Origin of the sequence: Micromonospora sp. WMMD967, from assembly GCF_029626165.1 — a bacterium.
Lineage (GTDB): Bacteria > Actinomycetota > Actinomycetes > Mycobacteriales > Micromonosporaceae > Micromonospora > Micromonospora taraxaci.
In genome coordinates, this window is sequence record NZ_JARUBK010000001.1 from 2417816 (window position 1) to 2438810 (window position 20995).

The 20995-nt window shown below is 72.3% G+C and carries 19 protein-coding genes; 14 read left to right on the top strand and 5 right to left on the bottom strand.

What is annotated here, in order from left to right; genetic code table 11:
• Window positions 1-115: 115 nt before the first annotated feature.
• Window positions 116-895, top strand: a complete 780-nt coding sequence (locus tag O7631_RS11400) for an electron transfer flavoprotein subunit beta/FixA family protein (RefSeq protein ID WP_088991159.1) — start codon at window positions 116-118, stop codon at window positions 893-895.
• A gap of 14 nt (window positions 896-909) precedes the next feature.
• Window positions 910-1869: an electron transfer flavoprotein subunit alpha/FixB family protein gene (locus tag O7631_RS11405; RefSeq protein WP_278144218.1), complete on the top strand. Its 960-nt coding sequence runs from the start codon at window positions 910-912 to the stop codon at window positions 1867-1869.
• 97 nt (window positions 1870-1966) lie between these two features.
• Here O7631_RS11405 and O7631_RS11410 read toward each other — a convergent pair whose 3' ends face one another.
• Entirely contained in the window at window positions 1967-2776 is an 810-nt protein-coding gene (locus tag O7631_RS11410) for an anti-sigma factor (RefSeq protein WP_278144219.1), read from the bottom strand.
• Window positions 2730-3332: a sigma-70 family RNA polymerase sigma factor gene (locus O7631_RS11415; RefSeq protein WP_278144220.1), complete on the bottom strand. Its 603-nt coding sequence runs from the start codon at window positions 3330-3332 to the stop codon at window positions 2730-2732. The genes O7631_RS11410 and O7631_RS11415 overlap by 47 nt, the downstream gene beginning before the upstream one ends.
• 230 nt (window positions 3333-3562) lie before the next feature.
• On the opposite strand from O7631_RS11415, the gene O7631_RS11420 reads away from it, so the two are divergent.
• The 7 genes from O7631_RS11420 (at window position 3563) to O7631_RS11450 (ending at window position 10050) form a co-directional block, all read left to right on the top strand.
• The gene (locus O7631_RS11420) at window positions 3563-4393 is read left to right on the top strand and encodes a DUF4397 domain-containing protein (protein WP_278144221.1); all 831 of its coding nucleotides are present in this window, start codon (window positions 3563-3565) and stop codon (window positions 4391-4393) included.
• Entirely contained in the window at window positions 4390-5043 is a 654-nt protein-coding gene (locus O7631_RS11425; protein ID WP_278144222.1) for a class F sortase, read from the top strand. Before O7631_RS11420 ends, O7631_RS11425 begins: the two co-directional genes overlap by 4 nt.
• Window positions 5044-5146: 103 nt before the next feature.
• Window positions 5147-6322, top strand: coding sequence for a cysteine desulfurase family protein (locus O7631_RS11430; RefSeq protein WP_278144223.1), 1176 nt, complete (start codon window positions 5147-5149; stop codon window positions 6320-6322).
• Between the two features lie 168 nt (window positions 6323-6490).
• Complete coding sequence (mnmA, locus tag O7631_RS11435; protein WP_278144224.1) at window positions 6491-7564, top strand: tRNA 2-thiouridine(34) synthase MnmA; 1074 nt, start codon at window positions 6491-6493, stop codon at window positions 7562-7564.
• Window positions 7565-7602: 38 nt separating this feature from the next.
• Window positions 7603-8607, top strand: a complete 1005-nt coding sequence (locus O7631_RS11440) for a methionine synthase (protein ID WP_278144225.1) — start codon at window positions 7603-7605, stop codon at window positions 8605-8607.
• Between the two features lie 36 nt (window positions 8608-8643).
• Window positions 8644-9009, top strand: coding sequence for a VOC family protein (locus tag O7631_RS11445; RefSeq protein ID WP_278144226.1), 366 nt, complete (start codon window positions 8644-8646; stop codon window positions 9007-9009).
• Between the two features lie 27 nt (window positions 9010-9036).
• Window positions 9037-10050 carry an ADP-ribosylglycohydrolase family protein gene (locus O7631_RS11450; protein WP_278144227.1) on the top strand — a complete coding sequence of 338 codons (1014 nt, stop codon included), beginning with the start codon at window positions 9037-9039 and terminating at the stop codon, window positions 10048-10050.
• Window positions 10051-10282: 232 nt separating this feature from the next.
• Here O7631_RS11450 and O7631_RS11455 read toward each other — a convergent pair whose 3' ends face one another.
• On the bottom strand, window positions 10283-10837 hold the full coding sequence (locus O7631_RS11455; RefSeq protein ID WP_278144228.1) for a type II toxin-antitoxin system PemK/MazF family toxin: 555 nt from the start codon (window positions 10835-10837) through the stop codon (window positions 10283-10285).
• 419 nt (window positions 10838-11256) lie between these two features.
• Here O7631_RS11455 and ligA point away from each other — a divergent pair, with 419 nt between their 5' ends.
• From ligA to gatA, 4 genes are all read left to right on the top strand, one after another.
• Window positions 11257-13392 (top strand): NAD-dependent DNA ligase LigA, encoded by a 2136-nt coding sequence (gene ligA, locus O7631_RS11460; protein ID WP_278144229.1) that lies wholly within the window; start codon window positions 11257-11259, stop codon window positions 13390-13392.
• A 158-nt stretch (window positions 13393-13550) separates the two neighbouring features.
• The gene (locus O7631_RS11465; RefSeq protein WP_278144230.1) at window positions 13551-16268 is read left to right on the top strand and encodes a bifunctional diguanylate cyclase/phosphodiesterase; all 2718 of its coding nucleotides are present in this window, start codon (window positions 13551-13553) and stop codon (window positions 16266-16268) included.
• 137 nt (window positions 16269-16405) lie between these two features.
• The gene (gatC, locus tag O7631_RS11470; RefSeq protein WP_145785167.1) at window positions 16406-16711 is read left to right on the top strand and encodes an Asp-tRNA(Asn)/Glu-tRNA(Gln) amidotransferase subunit GatC; all 306 of its coding nucleotides are present in this window, start codon (window positions 16406-16408) and stop codon (window positions 16709-16711) included.
• Window positions 16712-16867: 156 nt separating this feature from the next.
• Window positions 16868-18343, top strand: a complete 1476-nt coding sequence (gene gatA / locus O7631_RS11475) for an Asp-tRNA(Asn)/Glu-tRNA(Gln) amidotransferase subunit GatA (protein ID WP_278144231.1) — start codon at window positions 16868-16870, stop codon at window positions 18341-18343.
• Here the strand turns inward: gatA and O7631_RS11480 are convergent.
• Entirely contained in the window at window positions 18324-18935 is a 612-nt protein-coding gene (locus tag O7631_RS11480) for a hypothetical protein (RefSeq protein ID WP_278144232.1), read from the bottom strand. The genes gatA and O7631_RS11480 overlap by 20 nt on opposite strands.
• A gap of 44 nt (window positions 18936-18979) precedes the next feature.
• Complete coding sequence (locus O7631_RS11485; protein ID WP_278144233.1) at window positions 18980-19246, bottom strand: hypothetical protein; 267 nt, start codon at window positions 19244-19246, stop codon at window positions 18980-18982.
• A gap of 136 nt (window positions 19247-19382) precedes the next feature.
• Between O7631_RS11485 and gatB the strand changes: the two genes are divergently transcribed.
• Entirely contained in the window at window positions 19383-20882 is a 1500-nt protein-coding gene (gene gatB, locus O7631_RS11490) for an Asp-tRNA(Asn)/Glu-tRNA(Gln) amidotransferase subunit GatB (RefSeq protein ID WP_269680727.1), read from the top strand.
• The last annotated feature ends 113 nt before the right edge of the window (window positions 20883-20995 follow it).

Sequence of the window (20995 nt, forward strand, 5' to 3'; positions counted from 1 at the left end):
TCGTGGGAAACCGCACAGCAGCCCGCGGTTGACCTGGCGTCGACCGACGCGCGACGCTGCGCCCCATACCGGGCGAGCGAATCGCAACACCACACAGGAGGGTCGTCGAAGCGCGATGAATATCGTCGTACTCGTCAAGCAGGTGCCTGATTCGGGCGCGGACCGCAACCTGCGCAGTGACGACAACACCGTCGACCGCGGTTCGGCGAACAACGTGATCAACGAGATGGACGAGTACGCCATCGAGGAGGCGCTGAAGATCAAGGAGGCGCACGGCGGCGAGGTCACCATCCTGACCATGGGTCCGGACCGGGCGACCGAGTCGATCCGCAAGGCGCTCTCCATGGGCCCGGACAAGGCCGTGCACGTGCTGGACGACGCCCTGCACGGCTCCTGTGCCGTCGCCACCTCCAAGGTGCTCGCCGCCGCGCTCGGTCAGCTCAACGCCGACCTGGTGATCTGCGGTGCCGAGTCCACCGACGGTCGGGTCCAGGTCATGCCGCACATGATCGCCGAGCGGCTGGGCGTCGCGGCGCTCACCGGCGCCCGTAAGCTCACCGTCGACGGCGCGACGCTGACCGTCGAGCGGCAGACCGAGGAGGGGTACGAGGTCGTCACCGCCTCCACCCCGGCCGTGGTCTCCGTCTGGGACACGATCAACGAGCCGCGCTACCCCTCCTTCAAGGGCATCATGGCCGCGAAGAAGAAGCCGGTGCAGACGCTCGCGTTGGCCGACCTCGGTGTCGCGCCCGCCGAGGTGGGCTTCGACGGTGCCACGAGTGCCGTGGTCGAGCACACCAAGCGCCCGCCGCGTTCCGGCGGAGCCAAGATCACCGATGAGGGCGAGGGCGGCGTCAAGCTGGTCGAGTTCCTCGCCACCGAGAAGTTCGTGTGAGAGCGGGTCTGGACATGTCTGAGGTTCTCGTCGTCGTCGAAGCCACCAAGGAATTCGGCGTCAAGAAGGTCACCCTGGAGATGCTCACCCTTGCCCGCGAGCTGGGCACCCCGAGCGCCGTGGTGCTCGGTGGCGCCGGCGCCGCCGAGGCGCTGAGCGGCAAGCTGGGCGAGTACGGCGCGGAGAAGATCTACGCCGCCGAGGGTGACGAGATCGACGGCTACCTGGTGGCCCCCAAGGCCACGGTGCTGGCCGAGCTGGTCCAGCGGGTGCAGCCGGCGGCGGTGCTGCTGGCCTCCGCCCAGGAGGGCAAGGAGATCGCCGCCCGCCTCGCCGTCAAGCTGGACAACGGCATCCTGACCGACGTGGTCGGCCTGGACGCCGACGGCACCGCGACGCAGGTCGCCTTCGCCGGCTCCACCATCGTCAAGGCCAAGGTCACCAAGGGCCTGCCGCTGGTCACCGTGCGACCCAACTCGGTCAACCCCGCCCCGGCGGCGGCCACTCCGACGATCGAGCAGCTCACCGTGTCGGTCACCGACACCGACAAGCTGGCGAAGGTCGTCGAGCGGGTCGCCGAGCAGAAGGGCTCCCGTCCCGAGCTGACCGAGGCCGGCGTGGTCGTCTCCGGCGGTCGCGGTGTCGGCAACGCCGACAACTTCAAGCTGGTCGAGGAGCTGGCCGACCTGCTCGGCGGTGCCGTGGGCGCGTCCCGCGCGGCCGTCGACTCCGGTTTCTACCCGCACCAGTTCCAGGTGGGCCAGACCGGCAAGACGGTCTCCCCGCAGCTCTACGTCGCGCTGGGCATCTCCGGTGCCATCCAGCACCGGGCCGGCATGCAGACCTCGAAGACCATCGTCGCGGTCAACAAGGACGGCGAGGCGCCGATCTTCGAGCTGGCCGACTTCGGCGTGGTGGGTGACCTGTTCAAGATCGTCCCGCAGGCCGCCGAGGAGATCCGCAAGCGCAAGTGACCCGGTCACTACCGAAAGTGGCCGCCCGTCGCGACGGGCGGCCACTTCCGTAGTAGGGAGCTGATCGGCGGGCCGGGGAGCTGAACCGGCCCACCGATCAGCCCGTCAGGGTGCCCCTCAACAGGCTGTCGCCGGAGTGGCGGGTGTTGTTGTCGTACTGCTCGGCGGAGACGTCGACCACCGAGTAACTCGTCAGGTCGACGTTCGGGGGCAGCGGCAGCAGGGCATCCGAACCGCTTCCCAGGGTGCCCACCGAGAACATCTCCATCGTCGTCGGATTGATGAGCCAGACCTCGTAGTACCCGGGGACGCGCGGGAGATTCGCCACATGCAGATGCAGTTGGCCGTCCTGGAGAACACGGGCGTCGCCGGTGGCCGTCGGCGGTGTCGATCCGTACGCCGCCAGCGGCGCGCTCGCCACCACCACCTGCGGCGGAGTGGTCGACGGGTCGTCCGGCCGTAGCACGGAGACGGTGCCCACCACACCGACCGCCGCGGCGGCTGCCGCCGTCACGGCGGTGGCCGCCCAACGGGACCAGCCGGAGCCCCGGCGGGACCGACGCGTCGGATCCAACCTGGTGACCGTCGACCCGGTGTGCGCCTCGTCGGCCCTCTCGGCCATGCTGCTGTCGGTCTGCGTGGGCACCTGCTGCCGACCGGGTGCCGTCGGCGACGGCCCGGCTTCCGCCGCCCTGACCTGGGCGATGATGCCCTGCCAGACGTGCTCCGGGGGGTCGGGCAGGTCGGTCAGGCCCTGCGTCTCGGTGCCGAGCCCCGCAACCCGTTCCAGGGTCGCCAGCTCCGCGCGGCAGTGCGCGCAGGTGCCGAGGTGGGTGCTCTCCCCGTTGTCCGCCTCGCTCTCACCGAGCGCCAGAAAGACCAGCCGGTCGTGGTCCAGGTGCTGCACCGTCCACCTCCCATCTGCGTTTCAAGCTCGCCATGCCGCGCCGGATGTGGCTCTTCACGGTGCCCAGCGGCACTCCGGTCACCGTGGCTATCTGCTGGTGTGTCAGGTCGTCGTAGAAGGCCAACTCCAGCATGCGTCGTTGGTCGTCCGGCAGACGGGCCAGCTCGTCGGCGATGACCAGCCGGTCCACCACCCGGTCCGGGTCCGGGTCGGTGGACGTCGGCTCGGGCAGTTGCCGGACCGTCTCCACCACCCGGGTCTCCCGGGCCGAGGCGCGCATCCGGTCGATCACCTTGCGTCGGCCGATGCCGAGCAGCCACCCGACCAGCGATCCCTTGGCCGGGTCGAAGGTGTCACGACCCAGCCAGGCGGCGACGAACGTCGCCTGGGTGACGTCCTCGGCGTCGCTGCGGTTGGCCAGCATGGAGCTGGCCAGGTGGTGCACGGCGCGACCGTACCTGTCGTACGCCTCGCGGAGGGCCACCTCGTCACCCGCGCGGAAGCGGAGGCCGAGGTCGTCCACCGGGGGGTCCGGTTCCTGTAGGGGCGCCGTCATCGGGCGGCTCGCCTTCGATGGGGCATGCCCGACTGTAGCTGCCACAGTCCCTGCCCCACTCTCCCGGTCGAAGTCATCTCACCAGCTCTTCGTCCCAGGGGCGTCGATCGGATGCAGGCGGGACCGAAAAAGAAAAGTGCCTCTCCGGCGCATCCGCCCGTCGAGGAGCCGGCGTAACCCGTTCTGCAAGCCAGGCCTGACGAATCAGCAGTTATCACCAGGAGGCAGACATGCAGCTCTCGTACTTCCGTCGGGTCGCCGCGGGTGGCGCGGTCGCCGCGTTGACGTTCGCCGGAGTCGGCGCGTTCACCGCCACCCCCGCGTACGCCGCCACGTCGAAGGTCTCCGTCGTGCACGGCATCCCGGACACGCCGGTCGACGTCTACGTCAACGGCAAGAAGACGCTGGAGAACTTCAAGCCCGGTGACGTCGCCGGCCCACTGAACCTGGAGGAGGGCGACTACGACATCGCCCTCACCAAGCCCGGCGAGCCGATCGGCAGCGCGATCCTCAAGGCCGACGACGCGGCGGTGCCCGGCGGGGCCAACATCAGCATCGCGGCGCACCTCGACGCCGCTGGCCAGCCGAAGATCACGCCGTTCGTGAACGACGTCTCGAAGGTCGCCGCCGGCAAGGCCCGGCTCATCGTCCGGCACACCGCCGCCGCCCCGGCGGTCGACGTACGCGCCGGTGGAACCCCGGTCTTCGAGGGCCTCACCAACCCGAACGAGGCCAAGGGCGACGTCGACGCGGGCAGCGTGAAGGCGGACGTGGTGCTGGCCGGCACCGACACCGTGGCCATCGGCCCGGCCGACCTCAACCTCAAGGAGGGCACCGCGACGATCGTCTACGCGATCGGCTCCGCCGAGGGCAAGACGCTCGACGTCGTGGCGCAGACCATCACCGGCCTGCACTCCGCTCCCGGCGGCGTGCCGAGCGGTGACGGTGGTCAGGCCGGCACGGGCGTGAACACCTGGTGGTACGTGCTCACCGGTGCCGGCGTACTCCTGCTGCTCGGTGGCGGGGTGCGGATGGCGACCGCGCGGACCGGTCGCAAGTGACGGTGCGCAACCGCGGCGCGCTGGCGGCAGTGGCCGCCGGCGTTGCCGCGCTCACCGTCGCCACCCTGGTGGCGTGCGGCTCGCAGCCGGCCGGGAACGTGGGCGCGGACGAGGCGACGGCCCTCGCCAGCACCCCACCGACCGTCGCCAGCGGCCCGTCGGTCCCGGTCACCGCCGGTGAGCTGCCCGCCGACGCGGAGATCGTCAGGCCGGTACGGCTCGTGATCCCGGAGATCGGCGTCACCGCCACCGTCAACGCGGTCGGTATCAACGAGCGGACCGAGGAGTTCGAGGTGCCGCCGAGCGTCGACCAGATCGGCTGGTACCGCCACGGTCCCGGCCTGGAGGCGGAGGCCGGATCGGTGGTCATCGCCGGTCACGTGGACAGCGCCAAGCAGGGAAAGGGCGCGTTCTTCCGGCTGCGGGAGCTGGACCAGGGCGACACGGTGACCGCGACCGGCAGTGACGGCGAGGCGCGGCAGTACCGGGTCGTGGCCCGGGAGGAGTACGACAAGACCAGGATTCCGCTGGACCGGTACTTCGCCCGGGACGGGAAGCCGCGGCTGACGCTGATCACGTGCGGTGGGCCGTTCGACGCCAAGGCTCGCAAATACCGGGACAACATCGTCGTGACCGCGGTACCCGCCTGACGAGGTCACGCCATGTGCCGGGGTGGGGAGTCCCACCCCGGCACGTGGCGTGAAGCCCCTCCGGCATCCGGCCGCAGACGTGTCGGCCGTACGCTGAACGGTGATGGCTTACCTGGATCACGCGGCGACGACTCCGATGCTCGACGAGGCACTGGAGGCGTACGTCGCTACCGCCCGCGAGGTCGGCAACGCGTCCTCCCTGCACGCGTCGGGCCGCCGTGCCCGCCGCCGGGTCGAAGAGTCGCGCGAACGGGTGGCCGCCGTGCTGGGCGCACGGCCCTCCGAGGTGATCTTCACCGGCGGTGGCACCGAAAGTGACAACCTCGCGGTCAAGGGCATCTTCTGGGCCCGCCGGGATGCCGGCGCCGACCGCCGCCGGGTGGTCTCCAGCGCGGTCGAGCACCACGCCGTGCTGGATGCGGTCGACTGGTTGGCGCGGCACGAGGGCGCCGAGGTCGGTCTGCTCCCGGTGGACGCCGTCGGTCGGCTCGACCCGGAGGACCTGCGCGCCGAGTTGTCGGCGCACGCCGACCGGGTGGCAGTCGTCACCGCGATGTGGGCGAACAACGAGGTGGGCACCGTCCAGCCGGTCGCCGAGCTGGCCGCCGTCGCCGCCGAACACGGTGTGCCGTTCCACACCGACGCCATTCAGGCGGTCGGTCAGGTGCCCGTCGACTTCGCCGCCAGCGGGGTCGCCGCGCTGACCGTCACCGGGCACAAGCTGGGCGGCCCGGCCGGGGTGGGCGCGCTGCTGCTGGCCCGGGACGTGGCGGCCACGCCGCTGCTGCACGGTGGCGGCCAGGAACGTGACATCCGCTCCGGCACCCTGGACACCGCGGGCATCGTCGCCTTCGCGGTCGCCGTCGAGGCCGCGGTGAAGGGCCAGCAGGAGTACGCGGCCCGGGTGGCCGCACTCCGCGACGACCTGATCGAGCGGGTACGCCGGGCGGTGCCCGAGGTGATCTACAACGGCGACCCCGGCGACCGGCTCCCCGGCAACGCCCACTTCTCCTTCCCGGGCTCCGAGGGCGACGCGCTGCTCCTGCTGCTCGACGCGCAGGGGATCGCCTGCTCGACGGGTTCGGCCTGCTCAGCGGGTGTGGCCCAGCCGTCGCACGTACTCCTGGCGATGGGTGCCGACGACGACCGCGCCCGTTCCTCCCTACGGTTCTCCCTGGGCCACACGAGCACCCAGGCCGACGTCGACGCCGTCGTGGCGGCCCTCCCGGCAGCTGTCGAACGGGCCCGCCGAGCGGCCGCCCTCCGCACCCCCCGCTAACCCCCGGACCCCCGCGCCGGGCCCCACCCCGCGACGCGTCGATCATGGAGTTGTGGTGGGTGACAAAAGGTGCCTTCTCGTCGTCTCCGGGCACCACAACTCCATGATCGACGGGGTGGGGCGGCTGGTGGATAGGGTTGTTCCGGGAACGGGGAAGGGAGTGGGCCGGTGAGGGTTCTGGCGGCGATGTCGGGCGGGGTTGACTCGGCCGTGGCGGCGGCGCGGGCGGTGGCGGCCGGGCACGACGTGACTGGTGTGCACCTGGCGCTGGCCCGCAACCCACAGACCTACCGGACCGGTGCGCGCGGCTGCTGCACCCTGGAGGATTCCCGCGATGCCCGCCGGGCCGCCGACGTGATCGGCATCCCCTTCTACGTGTGGGACATGGCCGACCGCTTCCACGAGGACGTGGTGGACGACTTCGTCGCCGAGTACGCGGCCGGCCGCACGCCGAATCCGTGCCTGCGCTGCAACGAGAAGATCAAGTTTGCGGCGGTGCTGGACCGGGCGGTGGCGCTGGGCTTCGACGCGGTGGTGACCGGGCACCACGCCCGGCTCGGCCCCGACGGGCTGCTGCGGCGCAGTGTCGACGTGGCCAAGGACCAGTCGTACGTGCTGGCCGTGCTCACCCGTGAGCAGCTGGACCGGTCGATCTTCCCGCTGGGCGACTCGACCAAGGAGCAGGTCCGAGCGGAAGCCGCCGAGCGTGGCCTGGCGGTCGCCGACAAGCCCGACTCGCACGACATCTGCTTCATCGCCGACGGCGACACCCGTGGCTTCCTGGCCGGCCGGCTCGGCGAGGCGCCCGGCGACGTCGTGGACGCGAGCACCGGCGCCGTGGTCGGCAGCCACACCGGCGCGTACGCGTACACGGTGGGGCAGCGTCGCGGGCTGCACCTGGACCGGCCCGCCCCGGACGGCCGGCCGCGCTACGTGCTCTCCATCACCCCGAAGACCAACACGGTGACCGTCGGCCCGGCCGAGGCGTTGGAGGTGTCCGAGGTCCGTGCCGTTCGTCCGGTCTGGACCGGCGGCGCGCTTCCGGACTCCCCGGTGGAGTGCGAGGTGCAGTTGCGCGCGCACGGCAGCGTGGTGCCCGCCACTGTCGCCCTCGACGGTGACCTGCTGCACGCCGAGCTGCGCCAGCCCGTACGCGGCGTCGCCGCCGGTCAGGCCCTCGTCGCGTACCGGCCGGACCCGGCCGGTGACGTGGTCCTCGGCTCGGCGACCATCACCGGCTGACCGCACGGCCCGGGTGCCAGCGGGATAGCCTTTCGGCCGTGACAGATCAGGCGTGGCCCTGGCCGGCGGGCTCGGCAACCGGGATCGGCTCGTTGCCCGGCACCGACATCGGCGAGGCCCAGAGGGTGGTCCTCGGTGAGCTTCCCGACCTGCCCCACCTGCCCGAGCTACCGGCCCGTGGCCCCGGCGCGGACCTGATCGGCCGCTCCGCCGGCCTGCTGGTCGACCTGCCCGTCGAGGTGTACGCCGGCCGATGGCGGGTCGCCCCGCGCCCGGGCCGCGACCTGCGCCGGGCCCTCGACCTGATGGAACGCGACCTGGACCAGCTCGCCGAGCAGGCCGAGGAGTACGCCGGGCCGATCAAGGTGCAGGCCGCCGGGCCGCTCACGCTTGCCGCCTCCCTGGAGCTGCCGATCGGCGGCCGTCTGTTGCGCGACGCCGGCGCGGTCCGCGATCTGACCGGTTCCCTCGCCGAAGGGCTGCGCGCGCACGTCGCGGCGGTGGCCCGGCGGCTGCCCCGGGCGTCGGTGCTGCTCCAGGTGGACGAACCGTCGCTGCCGGCCGTGCTGGCCGGACGGGTGCCGACCGAGAGCGGGTTCGGCGCGTACCGGGCGGTCGAGTCGGTGGACGCCGCCGCGCTGCTGCGCACTGTCGTCGAGTCGGTCGGCGTGCCGGCGCTCGTGCACTGCTGCGCCCCGGACGTACCGCTGGAGCTGATCCGCTCCACCGGTGCCGTCGCGGTCGCCCTCGACCTGGACCTCGTCACCGACCTGGACCCGCTGGGCGAGGCGATCGACGCCAACCTCGGGTTGCTGGCCGGCGCCGCGCCGACCCGGCCGCCGTCGGCCGGTCGCGCTCCGACCTCCGCGCAGATCGCCGATCGGGTACGCCAGCTCTGGGACCGCCTCGGCTTTCCCCGCCGGCAGCTCGCCCAGCAGGTGGTGGTCACTCCCGCCTGCGGTCTCGCCGGTGCCACGCCGGAGTACGCGCGGGCGGTGCTCGCGGCCTGCCGGGACGCCGGCCGGAGGCTCGCCGAGGTCTGAGGTTTCCTGTCGTACCCGCTGGGCAGGATGACGGTCATGATTGGACAGCTGCGTTCAGTGGTGATCGACTGCCCGGATCCACGGGCGCTGGCGGCGTTCTACGCCGAGCTGCTCGGCGTGCCTCTCGCCGAGGGTGAGATGGACGACGACTGGGTGGTGCTGGGCGGCCCGCCCGGTCACCAGCCGCGTCTCGCCTTCCAGCAGGCGCTCAACCTGCGACCACCGTCCTGGCCGGACCCGGAGCGCCCTCAGCAGTTCCACCTGGATGTGACGGTGGACGACATCGAGACCGCGGAGAAGGCGGCGCTCGCGCTCGGTGCCCGGCGACTGCCGGGCGAGGGCGAAGGTTTCCGGGTGTACGCCGATCCGGCCGGCCACCCGTTCTGTCTCTGCTGGGACTGACCTCGGCGTGGGTTGCGGCGGCCGGGCATGATGGCCGCCGTGATCCACACTCCCGCGCTGCGCGCCTCCGGTTCGCTCTACGGCCTCGCCTACGGTGACGCGCTGGGCAAGCCGACCGAGTTCCTGACCGTCGCCGAGATCGAGCACCGCTACGGTCCGGCAGGCCCCCGCGAGCTGTCCGGCGAGCCAGCCCTGGTCACCGACGACACACAGATGGCACTAGCGGTTGCCTGGGCGCTGCGCGAAGCGCCGTCGTTCACGCCGGAGGCGGTGGAGCCACTGCTGCGGCAACGCTTCCTGGCCTGGGCGATCAGCCCGGACAACAACCGCGCCCCGGGCATGACCTGCCTTAGCGCCTGCGCCGAGCTGAGCCGTGGGCTGCGCTGGCAGGAAGCGACAGTGGCCGGGTCGAAGGGCTGCGGGGCCAACATGCGGGTCACCCCGGTCGGCCTGCTCGACGTCGACCTGGACACCCTCGCCGGGCTCGCCCAGTTGCAGGCCGGGCTCACCCACGGTCATCCGACAGGGCTGGCCGCCAGCGAGCTGACCGCGTACGCGGTCTTCGCGCTCCGCGCGGGTGCCACGCTGCCCGAGCTGCCCGCGCTGCTCATCGAGCGGGCGCGGTCCCAGCGCCTGGTCTACCGGGAGCAGTGGCTGGGTGACCTGTGGCAGCGCCCCGGTTCGCGTTCTCCGGAGGAGTTCATCGCCCAGGGCTGGGACGAGTGCCTGGTGGCGCTGGGCCGACTGGTCGACGCGCTCGGGCGGCCGGACGACGGCGGTGACCCGTGCCGGGCCACCGGAGAGGGCTGGGTCGCCGAGGAGGCACTGGCCACCGCGCTGCTCTGCGCCGTGCGGCACGCCGACGACCCGGTCACCGCCCTGGCCCGGGGCGCGACCACCGCCGGTGACTCCGACTCGATCGCCGCCCTGGCCGGCGCGTTCGTGGGCGCGGCGCTCGGCATGGCCGCCTGGCCGACCGAATGGGCGGACCGCATCGAGTACGCCGACCAGCTCGCCACCCTCGGCGCGAGCTGGGACTGACCCGCCGCGTGCCGGGGTCTGACCGGCGTTTCGGGTGCAGCACGTCGGCGACGAAACCCTTGTCCGTGACCGCCTTGCCCGGCTGGGTCGCGTGCCGGTCCGCCTGCCCCGGCCGGCGCCTGTGATCGACTCGGGTTTCCGGAAGTCGGGGCATCGCGGGGCCGGTGATGGCGCGTTTCTCAGGAACCCGAGTGGATCAGGCCCCAGGGTCAGGGCTGGCGTGACGGGGTGGTCAGGCGGTGGGCAGGTGCCGCAGGCTGCGGACCTTCTTCCACAGGTCGGCGTCGCAGCGGCCGGCGTGGTCGGCAAAGGCGGCCGAGCTGAGGCGGATCGGCTCGGTCAGGCTGAGGTAGCTGTCGTGCTCCGCGCCGGGTTCCCAGTCCCGGGTGGGGATCCGCACGTGGTCGTCCCGGTCGCTCTTGTCCTGGCTGGTGATCTTCAGGACGTCGGCGCCCCAGGAGTCGGCACGAAGCACCAGGCAGGGGCGCACCTTCGATCCGGTGCCGTCGGCGTACGGCACGTCGGCCCACCAGATCTCGCCGGGTTCCGGGGCGTCGTGTCGGTCGGAGTCGCGCGGGCGGGGCTTGGCCGGCCGGTCGGTGCTGCGCGGTCGCGGCGGAGCCGGACGCCGACCGCCGGCGCGGTCCGGGGCGGAGCGGTCCGGGGCAGCGCGGTCCGGGCGGGTGCCCGGAGGGCGGGTCGACACTCGGTGCCGCCAACTGTTCCACGCCCAACCGGCGGCAACCGCCAGCAGGATGGCCACCGCCCAGAGCAGCGCCTCGGGCATCCGTACCTCCGCCTCTCGGCGACCCCGAGGGTCGCGCCGTCCGGCGATCCTCGCACGCCGCCGGCGGTGCCGCCCGCCGACGACGCCCGGCGTGCCGTCGTCGGTGCCACCCGCCGACGACGCCCCGGCGTGCCGCCGGTGGTGCTGCCCGTCGACGACGCCCCGGCGTCCCCACAGTCCGCGGCGCCCGCCGGACCAGTCCGGGCCCGGTGATCGACTCCGGGTCGGCGATGTGGGGGTGTCGGGGCGGTGGGAAGGCGCCACGTCGCCGATATGGAGTCGATCACCGGGCCAGCACGGAAAGCGGGTGAGGGCGGCGTCGCTTCCGGCGCGGGCGGACGCCGGATTGTCCCACCGGCCCGATACCGTGCCGGAGTAGCGTGATCAGGGAGGTCGCAGGCGTGTCCGAAGGTGGCGGTGTGTCCGAGGAGCAGATCGGTCAGCAGGTCAGCCCGGCTCAGGAGGCGGCGGCCGGGGCGGAGCCCACGCCGCAGGCCCGGGAGCGGCACGCCACGCTCAGCCAGGAGCTGACCGAGCACCAATACCGCTACTACGTGTTGGATTCGCCGACCATCACCGACGCCGAGTTCGACAAGCAGCTGCGCGAGCTGGAGGCACTGGAGGCGGAGTTCCCGGCGCTGCGGACGCCCGACTCGCCGACCCAACGGGTGGGCGGCACGTTCTCCACCGACTTCACCCCGGTCACCCACGCCGAGCGGATGCTGTCGCTCGACAACGCGTTCGCCGACGAGGAGTTGGCGGCGTGGGCCGAGCGGGTCGAGCGGGACGCCGGTGGCGCGGTGCCCTACCTGTGCGAGTTGAAGGTCGACGGGCTGGCGATCAACCTGACCTACGAGAAGGGTCGGCTGGTCCGTGCGGCCACCCGGGGTGACGGCCGCACCGGCGAGGACGTCACCGCCAACGTGCGCAGCATCCGCGACGTGCCCGGCCAGCTCACCGCGTCGGCCGACTTCCCGGACATACCCGAGCTGGTGGAGGTCCGGGGCGAGATCTACTTCCCGGTCGCCGCGTTCGCCGACCTCAACGCGGGCCTGGTGGAGCAGGGCAAGGCGCCGTTCGCCAACCCCCGCAACGCCGCCGCGGGCAGCCTTCGGCAGAAGGACCCACGGATCACCGCCTCCCGACCGCTGCGCCTGGTGGTGCACGGCATCGGCGCCCGTCGGGGGTTCCAGCCCACCGCCCAGTCCGAGTCGTACGCGGCGCTGAAGGCGTGGGGGCTGCCGACCAGCGACCGGTGGCGGGTCGTCAGGGATCTGGCCGGCGTGGCGGAATACATCGCCTACTACGCCGAGCACCGGCACGACGTCGAGCACGAGATCGACGGGGTCGTGGTCAAGGTCGACCCGGTGTCCATCCAGGGCCGGCTGGGTTCGACCAGCCGTGCGCCGCGATGGGCGATCGCCTTCAAGTACCCGCCGGAGGAGGTCACCACCAAGCTGCTCGACATCGACGTCAACGTGGGGCGCACCGGGCGGGTCACCCCGTTCGCCGTGCTCGAACCGGTGCGGGTCGCCGGCTCGACGGTCGCGCTGGCCACCCTGCACAACGCCCGCGAGGTCGAACGCAAGGGCGTGTTCATCGGCGACACGGTGGTGCTGCGCAAGGCCGGTGACGTGATCCCCGAGGTGCTCGGCCCGGTCGTCGACCTGCGACCCGCCGACGCCCGGCCGTTCGTCATGCCGACCACCTGCCCGGCGTGCGGCACTCCGCTCGCGCCGGCCAAGGAGGGCGACATCGACATCCGCTGCCCCAACACCCGCAGCTGCCCGGCCCAGCTGCGGGAGCGGGTGTTCCACCTCGCCGGTCGCGGCGCGTTCGACATCGAGGTTCTCGGCTACAAGGGTGCGGCGGCCCTGTTGGACGCGGACGTCATCGCCGACGAGGGCGACCTCTTCCAGCTCGACGCCGAGCAGTTGTCCCGGTCCCCGTTCTTCGTCAACAAGGACGGCACGCTGGGCAGCAACGCGGTCAAGTTGTTGGACAATCTGGCGGTCGCCCGGGAGCGTGACCTGTGGCGGGTGTTGGTGGCGCTCTCCATCCGCCACGTCGGCCCCACCGCCGCGCAGGCGCTCGCCCGGCACTTCCGCTCGATGGAGGCCATCGACGCGGCCAGCGAGGATGAGCTGTCCTCCGTCGACGGGGTCGGGCCGACCATCGCGGCCAGCATCCGCGAGTGGTTCGCCGTGGACTGGCACCGGGAGGTCGTCCGCAAGTGGGCCGAGGCGGGCGTACGGATGGCGGAGGAGGCGGTCGACGAGGGCCCCCGACCGTTGGAGGGTCTGACTGTGGTGGTGACCGGCACGCTGGCCGGCTTCTCCCGGGACCAGGCCGCCGAGGCCGTGCAGAGCCGGGGCGGCAAGCTCAGCGGCTCGGTCTCCAAGAAGACGAGTTTCGTGGTCGTGGGGGACAACCCCGGGTCCAAGGCCGACAAGGCGGCGAGCCTCAAGGTGCCGGTGCTGGACGAGGACGGGTTCCGGCTGCTGCTGGACGCGGGTCCGGACGCCGCACGGGAGGTCGCCCAGCTCGGCGAGTAATTCCGGCGGCACGGTTGCGGAGACGACTGGCGGCGTATACCAACTTAATTACGACTACGACCGATTCGTGACTGTCATACCGGGAAACCGGGGGCTGAGGGCGTTTCATTGGGTCACGGCGTACCGCAGCGGCACGCCGACGGTCGTCGGGAGGTGTGGTGGAGGCCGCCGATCCACGCAACTCGCTCCCCCCGGGGCGGGCGACGCCGTTCGCCACCTTCGTCGTCGGCATCCTGGTGGTCGCCGCGCTGACCGCCGCCGTGCCGCTGGCGAAGCTTCCCGGCGAGGTCTCCGGGCTGCCGGTGGCGTTCTGGACGATGGCCGTGCTCGCTGTGGTCTGCGACGCCCGGCCCTTCGTCCCGCCGGGGCGTCGGCAGACCTCGGCGGTGTTCCCGTCCACCTGCTTCACCTTCGCGATCCTGCTCGGCTGGGGCCTCGGGCCCGCCGTGGCGGTTCAGGCGGTCGGGGTGATCGTCTCCGGCTGGCGGATGCGACACGCGGCCTGGCGGACCGCGTTCAACGTCGGGCAGTACGCGTGCGCCCTCGCCGCCGCGTACGGGGTGATCCAGCTCGGCTCGGGCACCATCTTCTCCGGCGGTCGTCTGCACTGGACCGACGTGGCCGCTGTCGGCGGTGCCACGCTGGCGTGGTTCGTCGTCAACTACGGGCTGGTCAGTTGGGCGGTGCGGTTGCGTTTCGGCGACCGGTGGTGGCCGACGCTGCGCCAGGGCCTCGGCTTCGAGTTGCTCTCCACAGGGTCGCTGTTGCTGCTCGCCCCGGTGCTGGTCGCCGCGGCCCGGGTCAGCGCGGCGTTGATCCCGCTGGTGCTCGTGCCGCTGTTCGCGGTCTACCGGATGGCCCGGCTGACCGTCGAGCAGCAGCACCTCGCCGCCGCCGACCCGCTGACCGGGCTTCCCAACCGCAAGGCGCTGCTGGCCGAGGTGGCCGAGCAGGTGCACCTGCACGCCGAGCGGACCGCCCGTGGCGAGCCCGACGGTCAACTGGCCCTGCTCCTGATCGACCTGGACCGCTTCAAGAACGTCAACGACGCCCTCGGTCACGCGGTGGGTGACCGGCTCCTGGTCGAGGTCAGCGCCCGGCTCGCCGACGTGCAGCCCCGGCCGCAGATGATCGCCCGTCTCGGCGGCGACGAGTTCGCCATCGTGATGACCGGGCTGACCGACGTCGGTCAGGCACGGGAGTTGGCCGACCGGGTGGTCCAGGCGCTGGCCGAGCCGGTGCCACTCGACGGGCTGCCGTTGGACGTCGGCGGTTCGATCGGGATCGCGCTCTTCCCCGAACACGGCGAGGACTTCGCCACGTTGATGCGCCACGCCGACGTGGCAATGTACGACGCCAAGCACCGCAACGACACGGTGGCCGTATACGCCCCCGAGTCCGACCACAACTCCGCCGAGCGACTCGGCCTCCTCGCCGACCTGCGCCGGGTGCTGGAATCCAGCCCGTCGACGGACGAGCCGTTCGCCGCCGAGCGGGAGGGGCGGGCCACCGAGCCGTTCGACGCCGCAGGGGAGGGGCGGGCCACCGAGCCGTTCGCCGCCGGGCCGGCGGTGCACGGTTACGGCGACGCGCTGACCGATCAGGTCGACGGGAACGGCCGGGACGTCGTGTCGAGCGGCGTCGAGCAGGTCGACGTACCCCTGGGCACGAAGGCCGAGGTGCGCGGCGGTGACGGGGCGACGCTGCCCCTCGGGTCCCCGGCCGAGCCCGCACCACTCGCGGAGCCGGCATCGGCGGTCGCCACCGCGTCGCCGACCGGACCCCGTTGGTGGGGGCGTCGTCGGCGCGACGACGCCGAGCTGGTGCACACCGACGAGCTGATCAACCGGATCGCCACCGGTGCCGACCCGATCCGGGGCCGAAGCTCCCGTGCCTCGGTCGCCGGCACCCGCTCGGGTTCGGCCCGGGAGCGACGTGCGGGAGCGGGCAACGGCCGCCGGGCGTCGAACGCGGGCGTGCCGCCCGCAAGGGGCAACGGTGGTTCCTGGCCTCGGCGGGACACCGGGCCGGGCACGTCGGGGCAGGCGCCCGGATCGACCGGGTGGGCGCACGTGGACGGGGACGCGCCCGACGACGCCGGGGAAATCACGATGTACTACCAGCCGCAGATCGCCATCGCCACCGGTGAGGTGGTCGGCGTCGAGGCCCTGCTGCGGTGGCGGCACCCCCGGCGGGGCATGGTCGACCCGGAGGAGCTCATCCGGGTCGCCGAGCAGAGCGCGGTAATGCGTCTCCTCACCCGTCGGGTCGTCGACGACGTGGTGGAGCAGCTCGCCAAGTGGTCGGCGGCCGGCATCGGCCTGCGCACGGCGCTGAACGTGAGCGTGCGGGACCTGCACACCGGCGAGATCGCCGACCAGATCGCCGACCGACTGGCCCGCTACCAGGTGCCGCCCGAGCGGTTGCAGGTGGAAATCACCGAAGGTGCCCTGATGGCCGACCCGCGCCGGGTGCTGGCCACCATCTCCCACCTGCACCGGATCGGCGTGGCCATCGCGCTGGACGACTTCGGCACCGGCTACTCCTCCCTGCAGCACCTGCGCCGGTTGCCGCTGTCCGAGGTGAAGGTGGACAGGTCGTTCGTACTCGGTATGGCCGACGACGCCGACGACGCGGCGATCGTCCGGTCGATGATCGAGCTGGCCGGCGCGTTGGGGCTGCGGGTGGTGGCCGAGGGCGTCGAGGACGAGCGGACCTGGCGGATGCTGCACGCCGCCGGGTGCGACGCCGCGCAGGGCTGGTTCTACGCCCGGCCCATGCCGGCCGAGGAACTGGTCACCTGGCTGGCCCGGTACCGGCCGGTGCGCCCGAGCGGCCCCCCGCAGTCGGACACCGGTCGCCGGCCTACCCGCTGACCCGGCTGCCGGGAGGGGGAGTCGGGGACGCGGCACCGGAGCGGAACAATAGACTCGCTCCGGTCACCGCGCGTCACGCTCCACCCGCCGCGCGGCAGGCACACCGCCGACCAGCAGGACATCAGAAGGGGGCACGGATGGCCGCCATCTCCCGCGAGGAGGTCGCGCACCTGGCGCGCCTGTCGCGGCTCGCCGTCACCGAGGAGGAGCTGGACACGTTCGCCGGCCAGCTCGACGTGATCCTTCAGGCAGTCGCCCAGGTCGGCGAGGTCGCCGCTGCGGACATCCCGCCGACCTCGCACTCGGTGCCGCTGACCAACGTCTTCCGCGAGGACGTCGTCACGCCGTGCCTGACCCCGGAGGAGGCGCTCTCGGGCGCACCCGACGCCGAGGACCAGCGGTTCCGCGTACCGCGGATCCTGAGCGAGGACGTGGCCTCATGAGCGAGCGGCAGCGAGCGAATCATCGGTGCAGCGCCGTGGTGCCTCATGGCGTCGCGGAGCGAAGCGGAGTGACGGCATGAGCGAGCGGCAGCGAGCGAATCATCGGTGCAGCGCCGTGGTGCCTCATGGCGTCGCGGAGCGAAGCGGAGTGACGGCATGAGCGATTTGATCAAGATGACGGCGTCGGAGATCGCGTCCCTGGTCGCCGGGGGCGAGACCTCCGCCGTCGAGGTGACCCGGGCCCACCTGGACCGGATCGCCGCCGTCGACGACCGGGTGCACGCCTTCCTGCACGTCGACTCCGACGGCGCGCTCGCCGCGGCCCGCGCGGTGGACGAGCGCCGGGCAGCCGGTGAGGAGTTGGGCCCGCTCGCGGGTGTGCCGGTCGCGGTGAAGGACGTGCTCGCCACCCGGGGCGTCCCGACCACGGTGGGGTCGAAGATCCTGGAGGGTTGGCGCCCGCCGTACGACGCGACGATCGTGCAGCGTCTGCGTGACGCCGGCACGGTGATGCTCGGCAAGACCAACATGGACGAGTTCGCCATGGGGTCCTCCACCGAATACTCGGCGTACGGCCCGACGCACAACCCGTGGGACCTGACCCGGATCCCGGGCGGCTCGGGTGGTGGCAGCGCCGCCGCGCTGGCCGCGTACGAGGCTCCGCTGGCCATCGGCTCGGACACCGGCGGCTCGATCCGCCAGCCCGGCGCGGTGACCGGCACCGTGGGGGCGAAGCCCACCTACGGCGGCACCTCCCGCTACGGGCTGGTCGCCTTCTCCTCGTCGCTGGACACTCCCGGCCCGTGCGCCCGGAACGTGCTCGACGCGGCCCTGCTGCACCAGGTGATCGGCGGGCACGACCCCCGGGACTCCACCTCGATCCCGCAGCCGGTGCCGGACGTGGTGGCGGCGGCGAAGCTCGGCGCGACCGGTGACCTGACCGGTGTTCGGCTCGGCATCGTCAGCGAGTTCGTCGGTGAGGGCGCCGAGCCGGGTGTGATGACCGCGTTCCGCGAGTCCGTGGACGCGCTCGCGAAGATGGGCGCGGAGATCGTCGAGGTGTCCTGCCCGACGTTCGCGTACGCGCTGCCGGCTTACTACCTGATCGCCCCGAGCGAGTGCTCCTCCAACCTGGCCCGGTTCGACGGCGTCCGGTTCGGCCTGCGGGTCGGCGACGACGGCAACCGGTCGCTGGAGGAGGTCATGTCGCTGACCCGGGAGGCCGGCTTCGGCCCGGAGGTCAAGCGCCGCATCATGATCGGCACGTACGCGCTGTCGTCGGGTTACTACGACGCGTACTACGGGCAGGCGCAGAAGGTCCGGACGCTCATCACCCGGGACTTCACCGCCGCGTTCGAGCAGGTCGACGCGCTCATCTCGCCGACCACCCCGTCGGTGGCGTTCCCGATGGGCGCGCGGACGGCCGACCCGTACCAGATGTACCTGGCCGACCTGTACACGATCCCGACCAACCTGTACGGCGGGCCGGGCATCTCGGTGCCCTGCGGGCTCTCCGAGGGGTTGCCGGTCGGTCTGCAGGTGATGGCCCCGACGATGGCCGACGACCGGATGTACCGGGTCGCCGCCGCCCTGGAGTCCGCCATCGGCACGTTCACCCCTCCGACGCTGTAGCACCGTCGCGACCGGCCTCGACAGCACCATCGCGACCGGCTCCGACAGCACCGTCGCGACCGGCCTCGACGGATCCGTCCGTCGGGGCCGGTCGTTCGTCTGCGCCGGGAGGCGCGAGGGCGTCGTGGTGGCTGGCGAGATAGCGGCGGGCCTCGCGCAGGTCACGCCAGCGCAGGTAGCCCTGCACGGTCCAGAGGACGCCGAGCACCACGGCGACCAGCCGGGTCGAGGGGCGGGACGCGCCGACGAGCAGCAGCGCCTCGATCAGCACGCCGGCACCGAGGAGCCAGAGCACCCAGCGACCACGGATCCGGTGTTCGGCCTCCCGGCGCGCGAGGGAGTCGATGCGCGGGTCGTCGGCGTGTCCGGCGCGTAGCGCCTGGCGGACCGTCCGATCGGCGGTCCGGGCGGCCTTCGGATCGGGTAGCCGATGACTGGCCAGGAGAGCCATCCCCGCGCCGAGCGCCGCGAAGAGGAGAGTGAGCAGGAAGATCGTGAGGACGCCGCGCGGCGTGGTCTCGCGCCCGTCCAGGACGAACAGCGCCAACGTCAACGCCGGGAGCCCCACCACCAGACCTGCGGCTACCAGCACCGCACTCCGCTGTGGTCGGCGGCCGCCCGGCTGCCGCCTCGGTGTCACGCCTCCTCCCGGTTGCGGCGCGAGGCCGCCGCCCCGATCCCCCACGCGACGCTCAGGCCGATCAGGCCCGGGATGGCAAGCAGGACCACCAGCAGCCACAGGTCGTCCGGTTGTCGTTCGCCGCCGGCGACGGACCAGCCGACCACTGTGAGCACGGCCGCCACCACCCACGCGGCCAGCACCGCCAGGAGCACCTGCCTGGTGTTGTACCGTCGGCCCGGCCGGGCCCGGTTGGCGGATCGATCATTCCCCGTATTCGTCATGGTCGACAGGTACCCGGGTGTTGTCGCGGACACACCCGGCGACGACAGCTGTGTGTTGTCGAAACCCGCGCGAAGCTGGGAGCGGCAACCCCATTAGGCTGGACAGGTTCTGTCCGGATCGCGCCTGGAGCGTCTCATGACCACGACACTGCCCGCGTACGACGAGGTCGTCGCGCGCTTCGAACCGGTGATCGGCCTGGAGACCCACGTCGAGCTGGGCACGAACACCAAGATGTGGTGCGGTTGCCCGACCGACTTCGGTGGCGAACCGAACACCCGGGTCTGCCCGGTGTGCCTGGGCCTGCCCGGTTCGTTGCCGGTGGCCAACAAGGCGGCGATCGAGGCGATCATCCGGATCGGTCTGGCGTTGAACTGCTCGATCGCCGAGTGGTGCCGGTTCGCCCGGAAGAACTACTTCTACCCGGACATGCCGAAGAACTTCCAGATCAGCCAGTACGACGAGCCGATCTGCGTCGACGGTTACCTGGACGTCGAGGTGGGCGGCGAGACGGTGCGGATCGAGATCGAGCGGGTGCACCTAGAGGAGGACACCGGCAAGACGCTGCACGTCGGCGGTGCCACCGGCCGCATCCACGGCGCGACGGAGTCGCTGGTCGACTACAACCGGGCCGGCATCCCGCTGGTCGAGATCGTGACCAAGCCGATCACCGGCACCGGTGCGCTCGCCCCCGAGGTGGCCCGTGCGTACGTCGCCGAGCTGCGCGACGTGATCCGCACCCTCGGCGTCTCGGACGTGCGGATGGAGGAGGGTTCGCTGCGGTGTGACGTGAACACCTCGCTCAACCTGCCGGGCGCGGAGTGGGGCACCCGTACCGAGACGAAGAACGTCAACTCGTTGCGGTCGGTGGAGCGGGCGGTCCGCTCGGAGATGCTGCGCCAGGCGTCGGTGCTCGACGCGGGTGGCCGGATCACGCAGGAGACGCGCCACTTCCACGAGGACACCGGTGACACCACCCCGGGTCGCTCGAAGGAGACGGCCACCGACTACCGGTACTTCCCGGAGCCGGACCTGGTGCCGATCGCCCCGGACCCGGCCTGGGTCGCCGAGCTGAAGGCCGCCCTGCCGGAGCTGCCCCGGGTGCACCGGCGTCGGCTCCAGGAGCAGTGGGGCCTCTCCGACCTGGACATGCAGTCGGTGCTGAACGCCGGCGCGGTCGAGCTGATCGAGGCCACCGTGGCCGCCGGCACCACCCCTGCGGCGGCCCGCAAGTGGTGGCTGGGTGAGCTGTCCCGCCGGGCCAACGAGAGCGGTGTGGAGCTGGCCCAGATCGGTGCCACCCCCGCCCAGGTGGCCGAGCTCCAGGGGCTGGTCGACGCCGGCAAGCTGAACGACAAGATGGCCCGTACGGTGCTGGAGGGTGTGGTCGACGGTGAGGGCTCGCCCACCGAGATCATGACCAGCCGGGGCCTGGAGGTCGTGTCGGACACCGGCGCGCTGACCGCCGCCGTGGACGAGGCGATCGCCGCGAACCCGGGCATCGCCGACAAGATCCGCAGCGGCAAGGTCGCGGCGGCCGGCGCGCTGGTCGGCGCGGTCATGAAGACCACCCGGGGTCAGGCCGACGCCGCCGCCGTCCGCACGCTGATCCTGGAGCGCCTCGGCGTCCAGGGCTGAGACCCACCCGGAGTTGGCCGCCGCCGCGATCCGGCGGCGGCCAACTCCGTCATCCCCTGCCGACCACGCGGCCACCCCGCACCCCTCGCGAGGGCGTCAACGGCGACGCCTGG